This window comes from Paenibacillus sp. 1182 (assembly GCF_017833915.1).
Lineage (GTDB): Bacteria > Bacillota > Bacilli > Paenibacillales > Paenibacillaceae > Paenibacillus > Paenibacillus polymyxa_D.
Genome location: NZ_JAFICR010000004.1, coordinates 231,911 through 246,912 on the forward strand (window position 1 = coordinate 231,911; position 15,002 = coordinate 246,912).

Consider the following 15,002-nt stretch of genomic DNA (forward strand, 5'->3'; position numbering starts at 1 on the left):
CATTGTAGGTGTCTTTTTTTTGCACAAAATGCAGGGGAGAATGGGCTTTAAAGGGTAAAAATATGAACTATAATGTATTATTTCAAAAAATTTAGGCATCCACTAAGGATATGTAGAGGAGAGGCTAATGGAAAAATACATTATATTTGAGTATGAGGGTAGTATGGTCGTTGCCCAAAAGTCACCCTTTACAAAAGAGGAGCGACTGACGGGTTTTTATCGTTGAAGGCGAGAAGACTCCCTCCTCAAAGGCGTTAGCTTTAGGTGGGGGATGAATCGCCATCTTTTTGTATTTGAAGCCGAACATATGTGCTATAATAAATCAAGGAACGGAGGTGTATGGTATGCAACATAGTCAGGGTTTATCTACGAAAAACCTTATACATAAAGCCTATAAGTATCGGATCTATCCCAATCGTAAGCAGCAACAACTGATCCATCAAATGTTTGGCTGTTGCCGTTTTGTGTTCAACTATTTTCTGGGACAATGGAAGGATACGTTTGCCTCTACGGGCAAGGGCCTGTCGTACCACGCCTGTGCCATACAGCTTCCTGCCCTAAAACAACAATTTCAGTGGCTCAAAGTCGTCGATAGTATTGCGCTGCAATCTGCTGTACGAAACGTAGCAGACAGTTTTGAGCGGTTCTTTATCAGGCAGAATCAAGCACCACGTTTCAAAAGCAGCAAACATCCGGTGCAAAGTTACACCACTAAATTTACGAATGGCAATATTGCCATCCAAGATAATCAACTCAAACTGCCGAAGCTCGGATGGATTCAATTCGCCAACTCCAGGACATGTGAAGGTCGCATTCTTTCTGCAACCGTTCGTCGGAACGCGGCAGGCAAGTATTTTGTATCGATCGTTTGCGAAGTGGAGACCAGGCCCCTGCCACAGACTGCTAAAGAAATTGGTATCGATCTCGGACTTAAAGCCTTTGCGGTCTGTTCCGATGGGATGCGAGTTGCTAACCCCAAAGTTTTTCGGCAATATGAAAAGAAACTGGCGTTCTGGCAGCGCCGCCTGGCTCGCCGCTCAAAAGGCGGTTCCAATTGGAGCAAAGCCAAGCAGAAAGTAGCTCTAATCCATGAGAAGATTGTCAACATTCGCCATGATTTTTTGCACAAGTTCACGACGATGCTGATTCGTGAAAACCAAACCATTAGCATCGAGCATTTACGTGTCGCAAACATGCTGAAAAATCATAAGCTGGCAAAATCCATCGCTGATGCGTCGTGGAGTGAATTCAAACGCCAATTGATCTATAAAGCAGTATGGTACGGACGCATCGTAAAGATGGCAGATACGTTTGCACCGACAAGCCAAGCCTGTTGTGTGTGCGGCTTCATTCATAAAGAAGTCAAAAATCTATCAGTGCGGCAATGGATTTGTCCATCCTGTCACACCACGCATGATCGGGACGAAAATGCAGCCCATAACATCAAGCAGATGGCAGGATCCTGGAGCATTTGATCTTCGATTAAAACGCAATTCGTTATAAATAACTGTGGGAACCACAGGGATCGCTTGGTTTACTTCGAACCAATAGGTTCGATGATCCAAGAATCCCCCACTTCAAGCGAAAGCTAAGTGGTGGGAGAGTTCAATATTATGATCTGGAGCATTTGGAAGAGGATGAACACTTCCCAGCGAAGATTTTGTGACGAACGTTCATTTCTATGATTTACGCTTTTATCACCAGGAATGGGAATCTTGTATATTCGGGAAGTCCGTAGATTTTGAATCCATTATGGCGGTATGGCAGTGCATTGAGCCGTACAATTATCCAGTAGAAGCACTACAGATGGATCGAGTATGGTCAATGCCAAACAAAAACACGTTCAATATGAAGCCTGTAGCAGACTTATTAAAAGAGGAGCTCAGAGGCGGCTTTATCATTGATCCGTTTGCTAACCGTAATCGGTACGGGCATATCACGAATGACTTAAATCAGAAATATGACACCAACTTTCATATGGATGCATTGGAGTTTCTCGAGCAATTTCCAGATGGATCAGTAGATGTGGTACTCTTTGATCCTCCTTACTCGGCTCGCCAGATCAAAGAAGCCTATGAATCCGTCGGGCTTGATACACAGGGCGGTGTTCTCACAAGAGCCTCGTACTGGTCCAATATGAAAAAGGAGATCGCGCGCATCTTGCGAGTAGGAGGTAAGGCGATATCATTTGGTTGGAACAGCGGAGGTATGAGTAATAAAGAGTTGTTTCATATCAATCGTATTCGACTGGTTCCACATGGTGGGGCGCATAACGATACCATTGTAACCATATCTGTTAAAGTTATAGAACTCACGGAGGATAGCGAGGCGGAACAAATCGAGCTATCGCTATAAGTTGCTTGGATAAATGGACAAGCTTTTTTGGGGTGCTACATGTATATAGCATAGTTATTCTAACGTGTAAATTTCTAAAATCATAAAAATGGCTTCCGTTGACATGCTATTTTCCACATTATGCATTATAATAAAGAAAACAGAAACGCATGGATCGAAAAAACCAATCTGGCAATGGAGGGATTATGGTAGTGGAACGCGAGATGAAATTTGGTAAGATATTAGCTATTGCAAATGTTCTTGGAGAAAGAGTAAAGGATAAAGGTGAGATCGGAATTTCACCTAAGCATATGGAAAGATACGGGTTTAAACCAGCAACAACATTTGAGCATATTCACAAGGATTTAATGCAACATTCATATAAATTTGGCGAGGAAGAAATGATGCTGTTTGACCAACTGACAGAGGTTGTGGCATCTATTGATGAAGAGGAGTTTACAGATACACCTCTTCAAGGGAGATATCTTCAGGCGTATGGGGCTAAACAACACGAACTTAATCATGCTATGGGGAGATAACCGTGAAGGCTTACTTTGTACCGGGAGGTGAAACCATTGGATATTCAGGATAAAATGAACCTTGAAGAGCTTATTAGTATGAGCTCTATCAATTCGCTTTCAGATTTACGATCGGTTTGCAAAGCCATTATTGATGATGCAAATAGCCAACTTCGGCACCTTGCTTATAATACGAGCTACGAAGCGAACGAACAACGAATAGCCTATAAATGTAAAATCGAGTTAGCGACAAATTTCCTTACACGCATTGCGGACTAATGTATTTCGATGTATGGATTTAAGAGTGAAATTTCAGATTTACAGGAGTTGTCTACTTAGGCAGCTCCTTTTGTTTTACCTATCTGATTACATAACGTGGATTTTTTCATTTTATTGAGGAATGATAACCATGTGGGAGATATTTTCCTCTTGCCATAGTTATATAGGACTAATGTATAATGGGTAATGCAAACATATGTTCTTGCATCAGGAGGATTACTATCATGAGTATGAAAAAAGTCATTTTTCTAATCGATATGCAAAGTTTTTATGCCAGCGTCGAAAAATCCGCTCATCCTGAGTGGGAAGACAAACCCCTTGTGGTGGCGGGTGATCCAGAGCGAAGGTCGGGAATCATTTTAGCGGCATGTCCATTAGCCAAAAAATACGGGGTTTCGACGGCTGAACCCATTTGGCAAGCTTTGCAAAAATGTCCTCACCTCATGATCGTGCGACCACACATGGAACGCTACATTGAAGTTTCGTTGCATATTACAAATATTTTGAAGTCTTACAGTGACCTGGTTGAATCCTACTCGATTGATGAATTATTCGTGGATGTTACAGGATCTCTTCATTTTTTCAATCATGATCCCATTGCAATGGCACGTCACATTCAAAATCAAATCAAGATTGAAACAGGTGTCTACTCAAGGGTAGGAATCGGAGAAAACAAGGTCCTCGCAAAATTAAGCTGTGATCTGATTGCGAAGAAAAATAAAGAAGGCATTTTTATCCTGCATAAAAACGAGTTAGAACAACATATTTGGGATAAGCCTGTAAGGGATATGTGGGGCATAGGGAGCAGGATGCAAAAGCATCTCAACCGTATGGGCATTTATACGATTGGTGGTATCGCGAAAACGTCCGTAAATCGGTTCAGGAAAAAGTGGGGAGTCAATGGAGAAGTGATTTGGCGAGTAGCGAATGGGATTGACAATTCACCTGTATCTCCATATACACACGACAAGCAGAAAATGGTGGGCAATGGAATGACCTTGCCTAAGGATTATTGTGATGCTTCCGAAATTGACATTGTACTCTTAGATTTGTGCTCACAGGTTTGTCGTCGGCTCCGAGCTAAAAATGTGATGGCATCCGTTGTTTCTGTAGGTGCTGCTGGTGCCGATTTCGATTATCCCACAGGGTTCAGCCGACAAGTGAAGCTAAGCGACCCCACAGATGCTACAATGACTGTTTATGAAGCGGTAAAGAGATTGTTTCATACACATTGGGATAAGCAGCCTGTACGTAGACTTCATGTATCACTCTCCGATTTATCGGATGCAGATGTCTATCAACTTTCTTTTTTCAACAACAACGAGAAGCAACGAGCAGTTGATAAAGTCATGGATCAAATTAAAGACCGTTTTGGAGAAGTGGCCATTTTACGAGCAAGCTCATTTATGGAAGCTGGTCAAGCGATTGATCGGGCTGCTAAAATAGGAGGTCACTATAAATGAGAATTATGGAAATGGAGCATGGAGTCTGTGGGTTGCGCTTTCTCCATCTAAGGAATATACATTAACGATCAAAGCGAAAAATTCAGGAAGTGAATGCGCAAGAGTATATCGTAACCAGAACAGATGAAAGTTAAAGCATCCCTGCCTACCAGTTAATTGGTTGGCGGGGATTTTTATTTTTGCGAGGATTAAGTCAAAAGATAGACGGTCACAATCGTTTATTTGCCATATCTGATAGCGTAGACGTTTAAAAAATCCAGGCAAAAGAACTCAGATTCAATTATACAAAAGTTTTATCGAAATTTTTTACGGTTTGTTACTTTCTACACATTTCTTATTAAGCTTTCCTGTTCAACCTTCTATAAAACGCTCTCCCAATGACTATAATATAGCAATTTAAAAGAAGCAGGCATTCCAATTGGGAATATGACATACATAGGGAGGATTTTAAGAGATGAAGAGTGTATATGAGTTCGACTTTAATTATGACTTTAGAGAAGTGCGCGAGCTAATTATTAAAGAAAAATTGTCAGAAGAAGAGTTGATGGAAGGGTTAGAAGAAGAAGAAATGTTTGTTAAGGTTTGTTTGACAAAGCATGCTCATTATCGCATGAATAACAATTTTGGTCGTCAATGTGATTGGGAAGAGATTGAGGATTTGATTCTTGAGAAAGGTCATTTATTGTTCGATTTAAAGACTGATGAAGAATTTGCTTTGAAAAATTCGGATAAGACATTGGTGCTTATTTGTAAATTGCATCCTTATAATGGAGATTTGGTATTAATACTTGAATCCGTTATTCGTAAAGTGATTATGATTGAAGGAATGGAGTTTAAAAAAATAGTTCCAATACCGAAAGATACGAAAGTGGTATAACTCTTTCCTACAAAAAAACATAACATGTTTAAAATAATTCAGAGAAAAAAAAGGAGAATAACAATAATGATGAAAAAAGTAGTTATCGAAGCCAATTTACTGAATAATAGTTTTAAAGAGGCAGTACAAGATGCCGTTCAAAGCGAAAACATTCAAGAAGGCGAACCATTTGCGATCCTGCAAAACGTGGCGATTATCGGAGTAGTAGAAAATGGTGAAATCTTAATTCAAAAGATGTTAAAAGACGTTGTTTAGGTTTTAAAATTGGGGGCAGAGCATTTACGCATCGCGTGAATGCTTTTTTTTATTTTCTATGTTAGAATTCCATTTTACCGAACTCCACACCTTTGCGAAAATGTAGTTTTTCTTTTGTGGTAAATCCACTTTCAGCAAAGAATCGATTCAGCTTGTTTTGTAACAATATATCATTCTCGGGTTGTATTTCACCAAGGAAATCCGTCAAAGAGGGTTGTTGTTGTTGCTTCTTTCGAATTTCTTGACCAGCTTTATAACCAAAATAGAAAGCATCTCTTTGTATTCTGGTTGATCCATGCTGTTTAAACAAAAGATCCACTTCATGTTCTATTTGGTTATAGGTGTAATCCACATCATGTCCTCCCTTCTTTTAGCTTAGGATGCCCGATTTTAGAAAAACTATGAACGTGGTTCGGTTATTTGCTCGGGACATAGCTTTATTATTATCTACATAACATTTAAACATGGTGCATACTTTTTGTTATAATGGACGAAACAAAAGTTAAAGTAGGGATAAGAATGTCTGTTATCAAGAGTGATTTAAATACAATTGGAGAAAGATTGTATTTTCTTCGTAGGAATGCTCGTTTGTCGATGCAAGAATTAGCAAGTAAACTACGTATTCCACTTTATGATGAAGAAAACAAGGAAATTATCGCATACAAAGCAGTTGCTCAATCAACAATAAATAATATCGAAAAGGACATTAACAGACCTTCATCAGATATCATTATTGCAATTTGTAAATATTTTGGTGTTTCCTCAGATTGGTTGTTAACAGGCAAAGAATATGAACCAAGCGAAAACCAAGGTCTAAATAGCAGTGAAACAATGGTTGAAAAAAAAGCTGATCACGAACAGGATAAAACCAATCCAGCTCCAGATCCTCAGTATTTAAAACATTTAATTAGAGAAGAACTCGTAAACTTCATGAGAAGTGAAGAGTTTAGTCAACTCAGTTTGAATCTTCTTGTAAAGAAATTGGAAACAAAACAAAAGGAGACCTAAATCTAAAGGAGTCCTCTTACAGCTAAAAATATACTCTAAAATGAATCAAATTGTTATGCAGCAATTAATTTAAAAGTCGGATGCAAAATGTATTGCTAAGCATTCTTATTTTCAGTATAATTGAGCTATCAATGGACATATTTCAAGGATTATTGAATGTTTAAAATCACTTTATTGGATTATGTTGCCTACAAATTAAGCATAAGTGTAAACGACTTTCATCATTGTTATTTATGTTTTACGAACAAGATGCATATAGGTTATGAATATGATTCATAACTATTACGTAAGACATTCATAAATTTCAGAGAAAATAGAACTTCAATCTTTGCTTTACTTCAAAATTACATAAAATAATGGTTAAAGGGCTGTCATTGTTCTCAATGATTGGCTCTTATTTTTTTGTTTACCTTAAAATCAATGAACCATCCAGCCAGTAAAAAACGTGTTCCTACTAAAACAAAAATAATATAGCTATGATAGCAATGGAAAAGAACAGGCTGGAGCTTCGTGAAGCATGGTTAAAAGTAAAAATAAAAGAAATAGAAATGAGGGATAGGGTATGCAAATGAAATATTTCCAGGCTATTGCAGATATCCGAAATCACTACGATGATCTGCTGAAACACTTTGAAGAACCGAGATGGGGGCATTTAATGCTGGAAAGTTGGGGTATCGACCTTTCTGAAAAAGAACTTCTGATCGAAGAACGAGAAGCCTTGCGATATTTGATCGGATGCCAACTTAGCTTTGTAAGAGAAAAGAACGCTACAAAACCTTCTTTGGATGTTGTTCAGCGGTGTTTTAATCGTCAATTGTCTTATTTGGAGAGGATTCACGGCTGCTACGCCTCCAATGTCAACAAACATAAGAATAAACTTATACAAAAAAATTACAAAGCCTGTCGTCATTATCTCTTTAAGTTTTCACTTCCAGCTTGGTATGCCAAATTGCCTGAGCAGATTTTAACGCTTGAGAACAAATACAGCAGAGTGCAATCAAGAGTTGTTCTTTAAACACATTGGGACTCTTAGGGGAAAGTTTGATTGAAGATGTCCAGCTAAGCATATAAGACAATGAAATATAAATAGGAAAGGTGATGGTTATATGAAGCCAGCATTATCATTTGAAGCCGTATATGGTAGTCATAACTACAAATTGAATCGACCGGATTCAGATGTGGATATGATGTATTACTACAATCCTTCGTTTAAAGATTTGTACAATGGCAAACAGGCAGAAGACAATATCCAGGATGGAAGCACGGATCGTAAACACCACGATGTACGCAAATTACCTAATCTGTTTTATAAGGCAAATGTAAACTTTTTAGAAATCCTCTTTTCGTGTTCGGTTATTCATTATGACGGATTGTATGATTTACTTGCAGCAATTCGTGAAGAAATTTCCTCAATGAATATTCCCTATTTATACGAGGGGTGTATGGGCATGTATAAACGAAACTATCGTAACTTTCAGCGGGATAGCCATTATGTGAGCCCTGAAGATTTCAAAGACCCCGAATTAAACCAAATTAAGGCAAGGAAACATGCAAGTAGTGCTTATCGGATCACAGATTTTATGAAGCGTTATGCAAATCAGGGCTTTAAAGACTTTGCTAAGGCCATTGCCTATGACCCGCAAGCAAATACAGATAAAGTGTTTATCGATAGCTATATGGCGATGAGAGATGGAAAATATTCACACGTTGAAATGTGTGAAATTCTAAAAAATCAAGAAACCATGGCTGAAGAGCTGAAGGGATACTTTAAAGAACAGAAAGTAAAAGAAGATGTTAATAAATACGTAATCGAAATTGTGGAGAAACATGTACGAGAACAATTGACTCTCGAATTATCAAAAATATGTGAAAATGGGACTGTATAAAAATAGATATGACACCTTTGTTCTACATTAGGCAAAGGTGTTTACTACTTAAAATGGAGGTTAATCTATGGATGATTTTCGAAGATCTGATTCCAATAAAGATGAAGAAATATGTTTCTGTCCATATTGTGGTGATGATCTTCCACATGGGACAAATCTTAAAGTAATAGAATTTTATGTAAATGAACATGGCATTTGTCCTCATTGGGATGATTCAAATCAAATACATGAATTTTAATTTCATAATATTTTGAAGAATATAATTCAATGAATCAACGTTAATATTGGAGGGGACAAGATGACAGAAGAGCTTATATAGGTAGGAAAGATATACTGGGGGAATGTCGGGGAATATGAAACTCTTCGGATGGTGCTTGATATCGAGACGCGGGAGAACGGTATACAATATGTTAAATGGCATACCGGTAAAATACTATCGATTTCCAAAAAACAACTCACGGTGGTCGAAATTAGATACTTTTCGCAAATGGGCAAAAGGTGTATTTGTTCCATCACATCAAACGCAATGTAATAAATGAAGTCTTTTTTCTCCTAACTAAAGAGAAGCGAATTTTGAAGGAGAATGAAGTTTCGGAGGTGCTACATTTAACGCGTGGTTTATAGTTTTTTAGCTTAAAGTATATGTGTAGATGGATTAACATACAAGGAGTTGAATGAAGAACATGTCAGCAGCCTACGTGACGATTTCCAGTATGCGCGGAGTGATTCGGAAGTATGGTGGGAATAGAAACGATGTTAGAGCCTTGCGAGATACGTATCAGATGATGAAAGAAGATGAGTTTCTCGTTAGACATCCTTATTTAACAATCGAAGACTTCAGAAGTCTTAAAGTTAAATTTACAAGAAAAAATCGTTAAAATAGTGGATTGGTTAATCATATAAGTTGAGTAAAAAACGGAGAGGGCGGTTATATTGAGTACAAATTATTATTTCAGAAATAAAGAAGAATACTCAAAAATTACTAAAATAAATCAATTGGTTCAAAACAAAATCAAAGATATTGTCAATGAAATTGGAAACATTGTTAGGGATGGGGATGAAGTGCAAGAGATCACACACAAAATAGAACAGGCAACGTACATGGAATGCAGTCTAATTCATATTGGAAAACGTTCATTAGGCTTGAAACCTCTTTTTAAAGTGCAAAAAGAATTTTCAACTCTGAATCAATTACAAACATTTTATTACGAGAATAAAGATAAGTATGAAATTGTGAATGAATACGGAGAAGTAATTGACTGGAATGGTCTAAAAACTGAACTCATTCATTGGAAGGGAGAACGTATACATCAAGGTAGTGATATCCTTTATGATGAAGATGGTTATCAGTGGAAAGTACATGAATTCAGTTAAGATAATTACGAAGGCTTATTAAATAGTAATAAACGATTGAAAGGGGCTAACTTCTTATTGAAGTTCAGTCTCTTTCTTATTTTTCTTTATTTTAGCTCTATTTATGAAATTGGATATTTGTATTTACTATAGGCAATATAAATGATAAAGTTGACTGTAAGGTATGACAAAGATCAAATCCCTATTAAACCTGAAAGGATGATAGATGTGGAACAAGAACTGACCATTGATTTTGAAAATGGCAAGGTGCTGCGCGGTGAGAATGTATTGATGACAACGGAGGAACTATTGTTTCTTATAGGATCAGTCGTCCAGTACAATAACATGTGTCCGATTGAACAAAGTCAGGAATTTGTTGCCGATCTGCATGAACGTGCTGGAACGGGATTTACCACAGAACAGTTTGTTGACCTGAAAAAAGCGATGAAAGATTGGCAGGGGGTTTAAACGAATGCAAGAGATCTGCAAAAGTCTAAACGGAGTATGGTGGCTGAATAAAGAAAGTCAGATTAGACTGCACAGGTTTCATTGAACAATTAAAGGGATGTGTTGAGCATGTACGAATTAATTCTTACAGAAAAAAGTTGCTGTCCGCTTTGTGATAAACCTGTAAATCTACTTCAAGATGGAAGCCAGACGAACCCCCAGTTCTATATATGCTTTCCTTGTAACTATGTGGGACAAAGGGGAGTCGGTCCAGTAACTCCACTCCCAGATAAAAGATTATTAAATAATCTAAATATGAAATTTGTTACGACCCTTCCAGCTCCCAAAAGTCTGGATTAGTTTACAACTTTACTTTTTTATTCTAATACTTTATTTTCTTCTAACAACGGGAGCCTTTTAATAAAAAACGGAAATTGACAAACTACTGATAGTTGAGGTGAAAGCATGGAAAAACGAAACTGGAACAGTGATATGGAATTGTGTTGTAAGGCTACAGGAGGGGCATGGTGGGAGTTTAAAGATAGTGAGGGTGTTAGTATTGGTACTGTGGCTATTCATCCACAGCTCAAAAGCCATGCTCCTGTGATAACCATGGGAACATCAGCACAGGGCAAATTCATTTATATATCCCAGAATGATATCGATTTCATCATAGCATGCCGCGAAGCTCTACCCTATTGGCTCAAACAGGTGCAGAAGGAAAGAGAACGAGCCGATGCAGCAGAAATGGATTTTAAGAATTTGCAGAATCTTATGGTTCACAAGATTGATATCAACGGGAACGGCTTGGATTTCAAGTTGAGCGGTGAAGCTGGGAAATTTTTTATGTACTCATTGGTGCAATTCTTTGAACAGAATGGCGGAAAAAACTATTTAACCTTTGACATTGGCATGGGGGAACATGACTACTCTATAACCATTCAAAATAATCATGGACATTCTTTAACCAATCAACTGCAAGAAAAGGATGCAGAGATTGCCAGGCTCAAAAAGATAATAAAGGAATCCAACGATGAAAATGAACGCATGCTTAACGGAGTGGGCATGGATGAATACGAATCTGCACTAACTGACCTTCTAAAAGAAGGAGACAAGGTATAAACATACTAACTCTACTATGGAGGAATCAATCATGATCAACTATATAATGATTATATTAGCAGCTCTGTTGTTTGTAGGCGTAGGCACTGTAGATCGTTACATGTTGATTGAACAGTTTGAACCCAATATATTGAGTTATACAAAGGTCAGATAAGTTGTTAGCAGATGTTAATATTGCATCTGCTTTTTAGTTATGTTGTAAATTTAACTGACCATTGATTTTGCAAGCGCAAAGTGCTGCATGACAAATAGACCAGCTTAAATAAACGTCTTTATGTAGTGGTAGCGTCCATGGGTACCAAACCAAACACTGATGAGAATGGGATGATGCAAAAAAGAGCCGCTTAACAAAGCGACTCTACTTGAAACCAGTCACCCCACTCCGACCAAGAAGACGGTGACTTTTAAAACATAGGGGCTGATACCCTCTAACTTAACCATAAGTATAATGCATATAAAAACAAACATCAATATAGGTGTTAAGTTAAAATAAAGTATTAGACTGAAAAATTAAGTATTAGATTCTGACGGATATTTCTCTGTCAGACTTTGGTCCATTGCGGAAGAAGATGCCCTGGTATTCTACTCCGTAAACGATACTGCTGAAGTGTTACGGGCGGTGTGTAAAAGTCCTATTTCATCCGCTGTACACACTTTAGTCTAAAACTTATTATTGATAGGCTGACGATTTCGCAATTGAAAACCGCATAGAAACAACGTCAGTCTACAATTTTATTTTCTTTGTAGCCAGAAGATTGCCTCGTGGGGGAACTTGACTACTCTATATCCATACAAAATAACAATAGGCATTCTTAGCCAAACAACCGCTACAAAAGGATGCCTCAAAAAGATAATTAGGATGCCAACGATGAAAATGAAAGCATGCTTAATGGATGGTTGTTTATTGAGTGTTATTAAAGATAGAAAAAGTAGTGTTGATCCGTATTTTCTTGGCAGATGTAATTAAAACATCTGCTTTTATTTTGTTCTCTATGCATATCATATATGAGTTTTGATGAATTAGGTTTTAGATTTAAAATCTTAGGAGGGAGAAGATATATGAGTAAGGATATCGTTATGAAGATAACAACGAAGGTGTTAGAGGTAATTCAAGAACACCGAACAGATGCATGCTATCTCAGCTCCAGCACGCCCATATCCCCAAAGGCTATTTTATATACGTATGGATCTGATGATGAATTACGTAGTATGATTTCGGACCTTGAAAATAAGTTTAATGTCAATTTTAACACAGATCATATTGGAGAGTTTACAGTTCAAGCATTTATTGATATGGTCATTTCAACAGTTCAAGAATCGAGACATATTAAGGATGTACAAGTTGTTAATAAATAAAGGCGAAAACTTAAAACCTGGCAAAACAATCCCAAAGGAGAGGATATAGTTGAGAGAAAAAATAAGATTCAATCGTCAGTGGTATTGGTTACCTGAAGGATTCACAATAAGAGAGGATAGAATAACAGGGATTCAAACCATTGTAGACCCAAGAGGTTGCGATGCTCATCTCATGCATACTGCTGATGTAAAGGGAGCTTGGATGACAACTAACGCTCTTACAAATATGAGTCAACCATTGGAAAAAGTGATTGACAACACAAATCCTCAATAACCTTGTGATGGGTGTCCGAAAGGAGATTGTAGGCTTGGCTTCTAATTTGAATGTAGAATCAGAGATCATGCTCGAAACCGTCTATTTAGACAGATTGATAGAGAGTGCCATGATTGATTTGAATGTTGGTTTTGAATGGAACCCAAGTAATCCTGTGAAGCTTGAGGATATTCGTAAAGTGATCAGGAACCAAATTCAACCGACCAGTCAACCATGGGGAGATACTTGGAAATATGAGGTTAATCGAGTTGAGAACAATGAATATCATATAAGACGAATTCTCTATTTCATTGAGAATCCTAATGAACTAATAGGTATCCAAATCGATAACCAAACATTCCATAATTATATCTTGCCAAATGCAGTAATCATAGATGGATGGCATCGAATTGCTGCTGCTGTTGTTCTTGAAATGAAACAAATCCAAATAGAGTATGGCGGAAGATTGGATGTGTTAGATTATCTTACGGGTAGGCTTGATGAACCACCAGAAAATTAATTAGGCAAATACATGTTGAGAAAAGAGGAGCTCTATGAATATAAATGAGCATATCCAAAAAGCAGAACAAGAACTTAAGGATTTAGACGATTACGGTGATATTCCACCAGATTCATATAAAATATTCAAGGAATTTATCGAAGCAGTTAAGAGACACATCGAAATTAAAGAATAAAGAGAAATGGTAGAAGGTGAATTTATATGTATAACTTTTTTGATCTTATATCAGATATTCATCTTGATTTTTGGGTGAAGCCTGATTCAAATTTAAGGAAGATGGAAAAGAAAATTGATTTATTCGTCGACTCCCTTATTCCTTTTTCCCCTTCAAATGTTCTTGTCATTGCAGGAGATTTGGGGCATTTCAACAATCAGAATGTGTTCATGTTGAAGAGTTTCATGCGTTTTTATGAATCGATTATTGTGGTTCGAGGGAATCACGATTTATATCTTGTATCGGGAAAGCAGAATAAAAAATATCGATCCCTCTCCGAAAATCGCTGGATTGAAATGAAAGCATTTGCTAATGATATTCCGAACGTTTTTGTTCTTGAAGGGGATACCATCACATTAGATGGAATCACTTTCGGAGGTACAGGAATGTGGTATGATTTTAGTTATGGGATTATCGAATGTGGCAAAACGAGAGAAGAACTGTATCAACTTTGGAGTAAAGAGATGAGGGATCGTAAATTCATCAAGAAACAACCAGACTTCACCAAAGAAGAGCTTCGTTTTGACCGTATTATCGATGAATCTGATGTCATCGTCACTCATGTAGGTGGGGATTGGTCACAATTATTGCAAAATTCTGGTTATTTTAAAAAAGGAGAAGATTTAACTCCAAGCTTTTACTTCTTTGATGGAAGTAACTGGTTTGATCGATTGAGTGGGAAAATATGGTGTTTTGGTCACGTTCATGACCATTATGATTATACACGTAACGGTTGCCGCTTTATCAACAATGCAAAAGGGTATCCTCGTGACAATCCCGGCTCAAAAATTAAAACGGTTATGATATAAATGGTAAGTTTGAAGCAGGCAACTCTGTAGAGGATGCCTGCTTTTTTATATTTGATGTAGGTCAGCAATATAAAAGATTTAGGAACAAGGGCTTCTGAAAAAGAAATGAATACAAAGTAAATCTTAAATAAACTTAAAGGGGAATGACTATGAATCATAAAGACGTAAAGAAAATGGTAAACGAAGTGACGGATCGTAGATTTTTAGATAAGCTTGATGATTTTATCAACGAAAGCGAGAATACCCCATCCTCTTAGATGGGGGTTGAATCGTTGCTCTTTTCTTTTTAAAGCTTTTGATTCTGCATA

The 15,002-nt window shown here is 37.4% G+C and carries 22 protein-coding genes; 21 read left to right on the plus strand and 1 reads right to left on the minus strand.

Going from position 1 to position 15,002, the window contains the following annotated elements:
• Positions 1-344: 344 nt before the first annotated feature.
• The 7 genes from tnpB to JOD82_RS09475 all read left to right on the plus strand — a co-directional run bounded on the left by tnpB (position 345) and on the right by JOD82_RS09475 (position 5,726).
• Positions 345-1,475 (plus strand): IS200/IS605 family element RNA-guided endonuclease TnpB, encoded by a 1,131-nt coding sequence (tnpB, locus tag JOD82_RS09445; protein WP_209948524.1) that lies wholly within the window; start codon positions 345-347, stop codon positions 1,473-1,475.
• A 187-nt stretch (positions 1,476-1,662) separates the two neighbouring features.
• Positions 1,663-2,355: a hypothetical protein gene (locus JOD82_RS09450; RefSeq protein ID WP_245248961.1), complete on the plus strand. Its 693-nt coding sequence runs from the start codon at positions 1,663-1,665 to the stop codon at positions 2,353-2,355.
• 185 nt (positions 2,356-2,540) lie between these two features.
• Complete coding sequence (locus JOD82_RS09455) at positions 2,541-2,873, plus strand: type I-C CRISPR-associated protein Cas8c/Csd1 (protein WP_209949148.1); 333 nt, start codon at positions 2,541-2,543, stop codon at positions 2,871-2,873.
• 27 nt (positions 2,874-2,900) lie between these two features.
• The gene (locus tag JOD82_RS09460) at positions 2,901-3,131 is read left to right on the plus strand and encodes a hypothetical protein (protein WP_312887687.1); all 231 of its coding nucleotides are present in this window, start codon (positions 2,901-2,903) and stop codon (positions 3,129-3,131) included.
• A 224-nt stretch (positions 3,132-3,355) separates the two neighbouring features.
• Entirely contained in the window at positions 3,356-4,594 is a 1,239-nt protein-coding gene (locus tag JOD82_RS09465) for a DNA polymerase IV (RefSeq protein WP_209948528.1), read from the plus strand.
• Between the two features lie 454 nt (positions 4,595-5,048).
• Positions 5,049-5,471 carry a hypothetical protein gene (locus tag JOD82_RS09470; RefSeq protein ID WP_209948530.1) on the plus strand — a complete coding sequence of 141 codons (423 nt, stop codon included), beginning with the start codon at positions 5,049-5,051 and terminating at the stop codon, positions 5,469-5,471.
• A 66-nt stretch (positions 5,472-5,537) separates the two neighbouring features.
• Complete coding sequence (locus tag JOD82_RS09475) at positions 5,538-5,726, plus strand: hypothetical protein (RefSeq protein ID WP_209948532.1); 189 nt, start codon at positions 5,538-5,540, stop codon at positions 5,724-5,726.
• A gap of 61 nt (positions 5,727-5,787) precedes the next feature.
• On the opposite strand, the gene JOD82_RS09480 is transcribed toward JOD82_RS09475, so the two are convergent.
• Positions 5,788-6,078 (minus strand): hypothetical protein, encoded by a 291-nt coding sequence (locus tag JOD82_RS09480; RefSeq protein WP_209949216.1) that lies wholly within the window; start codon positions 6,076-6,078, stop codon positions 5,788-5,790.
• A 167-nt stretch (positions 6,079-6,245) separates the two neighbouring features.
• Between JOD82_RS09480 and JOD82_RS09485 the strand changes: the two genes are divergently transcribed.
• From JOD82_RS09485 to JOD82_RS09545, 14 genes are all read left to right on the plus strand, one after another.
• Complete coding sequence (locus JOD82_RS09485) at positions 6,246-6,734, plus strand: helix-turn-helix domain-containing protein (RefSeq protein ID WP_209948534.1); 489 nt, start codon at positions 6,246-6,248, stop codon at positions 6,732-6,734.
• A 562-nt stretch (positions 6,735-7,296) separates the two neighbouring features.
• Positions 7,297-7,749 (plus strand): hypothetical protein, encoded by a 453-nt coding sequence (locus JOD82_RS09490; protein WP_209948536.1) that lies wholly within the window; start codon positions 7,297-7,299, stop codon positions 7,747-7,749.
• Between the two features lie 91 nt (positions 7,750-7,840).
• Positions 7,841-8,620, plus strand: a complete 780-nt coding sequence (locus JOD82_RS09495) for a DNA polymerase beta superfamily protein (protein WP_209948538.1) — start codon at positions 7,841-7,843, stop codon at positions 8,618-8,620.
• 67 nt (positions 8,621-8,687) lie between these two features.
• On the plus strand, positions 8,688-8,858 hold the full coding sequence (locus tag JOD82_RS09500; RefSeq protein ID WP_209948540.1) for a hypothetical protein: 171 nt from the start codon (positions 8,688-8,690) through the stop codon (positions 8,856-8,858).
• 445 nt (positions 8,859-9,303) lie between these two features.
• The gene (locus JOD82_RS09505; RefSeq protein WP_209948542.1) at positions 9,304-9,498 is read left to right on the plus strand and encodes a hypothetical protein; all 195 of its coding nucleotides are present in this window, start codon (positions 9,304-9,306) and stop codon (positions 9,496-9,498) included.
• A gap of 55 nt (positions 9,499-9,553) precedes the next feature.
• Entirely contained in the window at positions 9,554-9,994 is a 441-nt protein-coding gene (locus JOD82_RS09510) for a hypothetical protein (protein WP_209948544.1), read from the plus strand.
• A gap of 198 nt (positions 9,995-10,192) precedes the next feature.
• A complete protein-coding gene (locus JOD82_RS09515; protein ID WP_245249006.1) occupies positions 10,193-10,441 on the plus strand; it encodes a hypothetical protein in 249 nt (82 codons plus the stop codon).
• A 444-nt stretch (positions 10,442-10,885) separates the two neighbouring features.
• Positions 10,886-11,542 (plus strand): hypothetical protein, encoded by a 657-nt coding sequence (locus JOD82_RS09520; RefSeq protein ID WP_209948548.1) that lies wholly within the window; start codon positions 10,886-10,888, stop codon positions 11,540-11,542.
• 31 nt (positions 11,543-11,573) lie between these two features.
• Positions 11,574-11,696, plus strand: a complete 123-nt coding sequence (locus JOD82_RS29485) for a hypothetical protein (RefSeq protein WP_280921441.1) — start codon at positions 11,574-11,576, stop codon at positions 11,694-11,696.
• A gap of 905 nt (positions 11,697-12,601) precedes the next feature.
• A complete protein-coding gene (locus tag JOD82_RS09525; RefSeq protein ID WP_209948549.1) occupies positions 12,602-12,898 on the plus strand; it encodes a hypothetical protein in 297 nt (98 codons plus the stop codon).
• Positions 12,899-12,947: 49 nt separating this feature from the next.
• Positions 12,948-13,172 (plus strand): hypothetical protein, encoded by a 225-nt coding sequence (locus tag JOD82_RS09530; protein ID WP_209948551.1) that lies wholly within the window; start codon positions 12,948-12,950, stop codon positions 13,170-13,172.
• A gap of 34 nt (positions 13,173-13,206) precedes the next feature.
• Complete coding sequence (locus tag JOD82_RS09535; RefSeq protein WP_209948553.1) at positions 13,207-13,671, plus strand: hypothetical protein; 465 nt, start codon at positions 13,207-13,209, stop codon at positions 13,669-13,671.
• A gap of 34 nt (positions 13,672-13,705) precedes the next feature.
• Entirely contained in the window at positions 13,706-13,846 is a 141-nt protein-coding gene (locus tag JOD82_RS09540; protein WP_209948555.1) for a hypothetical protein, read from the plus strand.
• A 26-nt stretch (positions 13,847-13,872) separates the two neighbouring features.
• Entirely contained in the window at positions 13,873-14,694 is an 822-nt protein-coding gene (locus JOD82_RS09545; RefSeq protein ID WP_209948557.1) for a metallophosphoesterase family protein, read from the plus strand.
• The last annotated feature ends 308 nt before the right edge of the window (positions 14,695-15,002 follow it).

Coding starts and splice junctions, on each gene's coding strand:
- JOD82_RS09505 (WP_209948542.1), top strand. CDS start 9,304: ATGTCAGCAGCCTACGTGACGATTTCCAGTATGCGCGGAGTGATTCGG.
- JOD82_RS09455 (WP_209949148.1), top strand. CDS start 2,541: ATGGTAGTGGAACGCGAGATGAAATTTGGTAAGATATTAGCTATTGCA.
- JOD82_RS09465 (WP_209948528.1), top strand. CDS start 3,356: ATGAGTATGAAAAAAGTCATTTTTCTAATCGATATGCAAAGTTTTTAT.
- JOD82_RS09475 (WP_209948532.1), top strand. CDS start 5,538: ATGATGAAAAAAGTAGTTATCGAAGCCAATTTACTGAATAATAGTTTT.
- JOD82_RS09500 (WP_209948540.1), top strand. CDS start 8,688: ATGGATGATTTTCGAAGATCTGATTCCAATAAAGATGAAGAAATATGT.
- JOD82_RS09540 (WP_209948555.1), top strand. CDS start 13,706: ATGAATATAAATGAGCATATCCAAAAAGCAGAACAAGAACTTAAGGAT.
- JOD82_RS09525 (WP_209948549.1), top strand. CDS start 12,602: ATGAGTAAGGATATCGTTATGAAGATAACAACGAAGGTGTTAGAGGTA.
- tnpB (WP_209948524.1), top strand. CDS start 345: ATGCAACATAGTCAGGGTTTATCTACGAAAAACCTTATACATAAAGCC.
- JOD82_RS09485 (WP_209948534.1), top strand. CDS start 6,246: ATGTCTGTTATCAAGAGTGATTTAAATACAATTGGAGAAAGATTGTAT.
- JOD82_RS29485 (WP_280921441.1), top strand. CDS start 11,574: ATGATCAACTATATAATGATTATATTAGCAGCTCTGTTGTTTGTAGGC.
- JOD82_RS09470 (WP_209948530.1), top strand. CDS start 5,049: ATGAAGAGTGTATATGAGTTCGACTTTAATTATGACTTTAGAGAAGTG.
- JOD82_RS09515 (WP_245249006.1), top strand. CDS start 10,193: ATGATAGATGTGGAACAAGAACTGACCATTGATTTTGAAAATGGCAAG.
- JOD82_RS09545 (WP_209948557.1), top strand. CDS start 13,873: ATGTATAACTTTTTTGATCTTATATCAGATATTCATCTTGATTTTTGG.
- JOD82_RS09495 (WP_209948538.1), top strand. CDS start 7,841: ATGAAGCCAGCATTATCATTTGAAGCCGTATATGGTAGTCATAACTAC.
- JOD82_RS09520 (WP_209948548.1), top strand. CDS start 10,886: ATGGAAAAACGAAACTGGAACAGTGATATGGAATTGTGTTGTAAGGCT.
- JOD82_RS09490 (WP_209948536.1), top strand. CDS start 7,297: ATGCAAATGAAATATTTCCAGGCTATTGCAGATATCCGAAATCACTAC.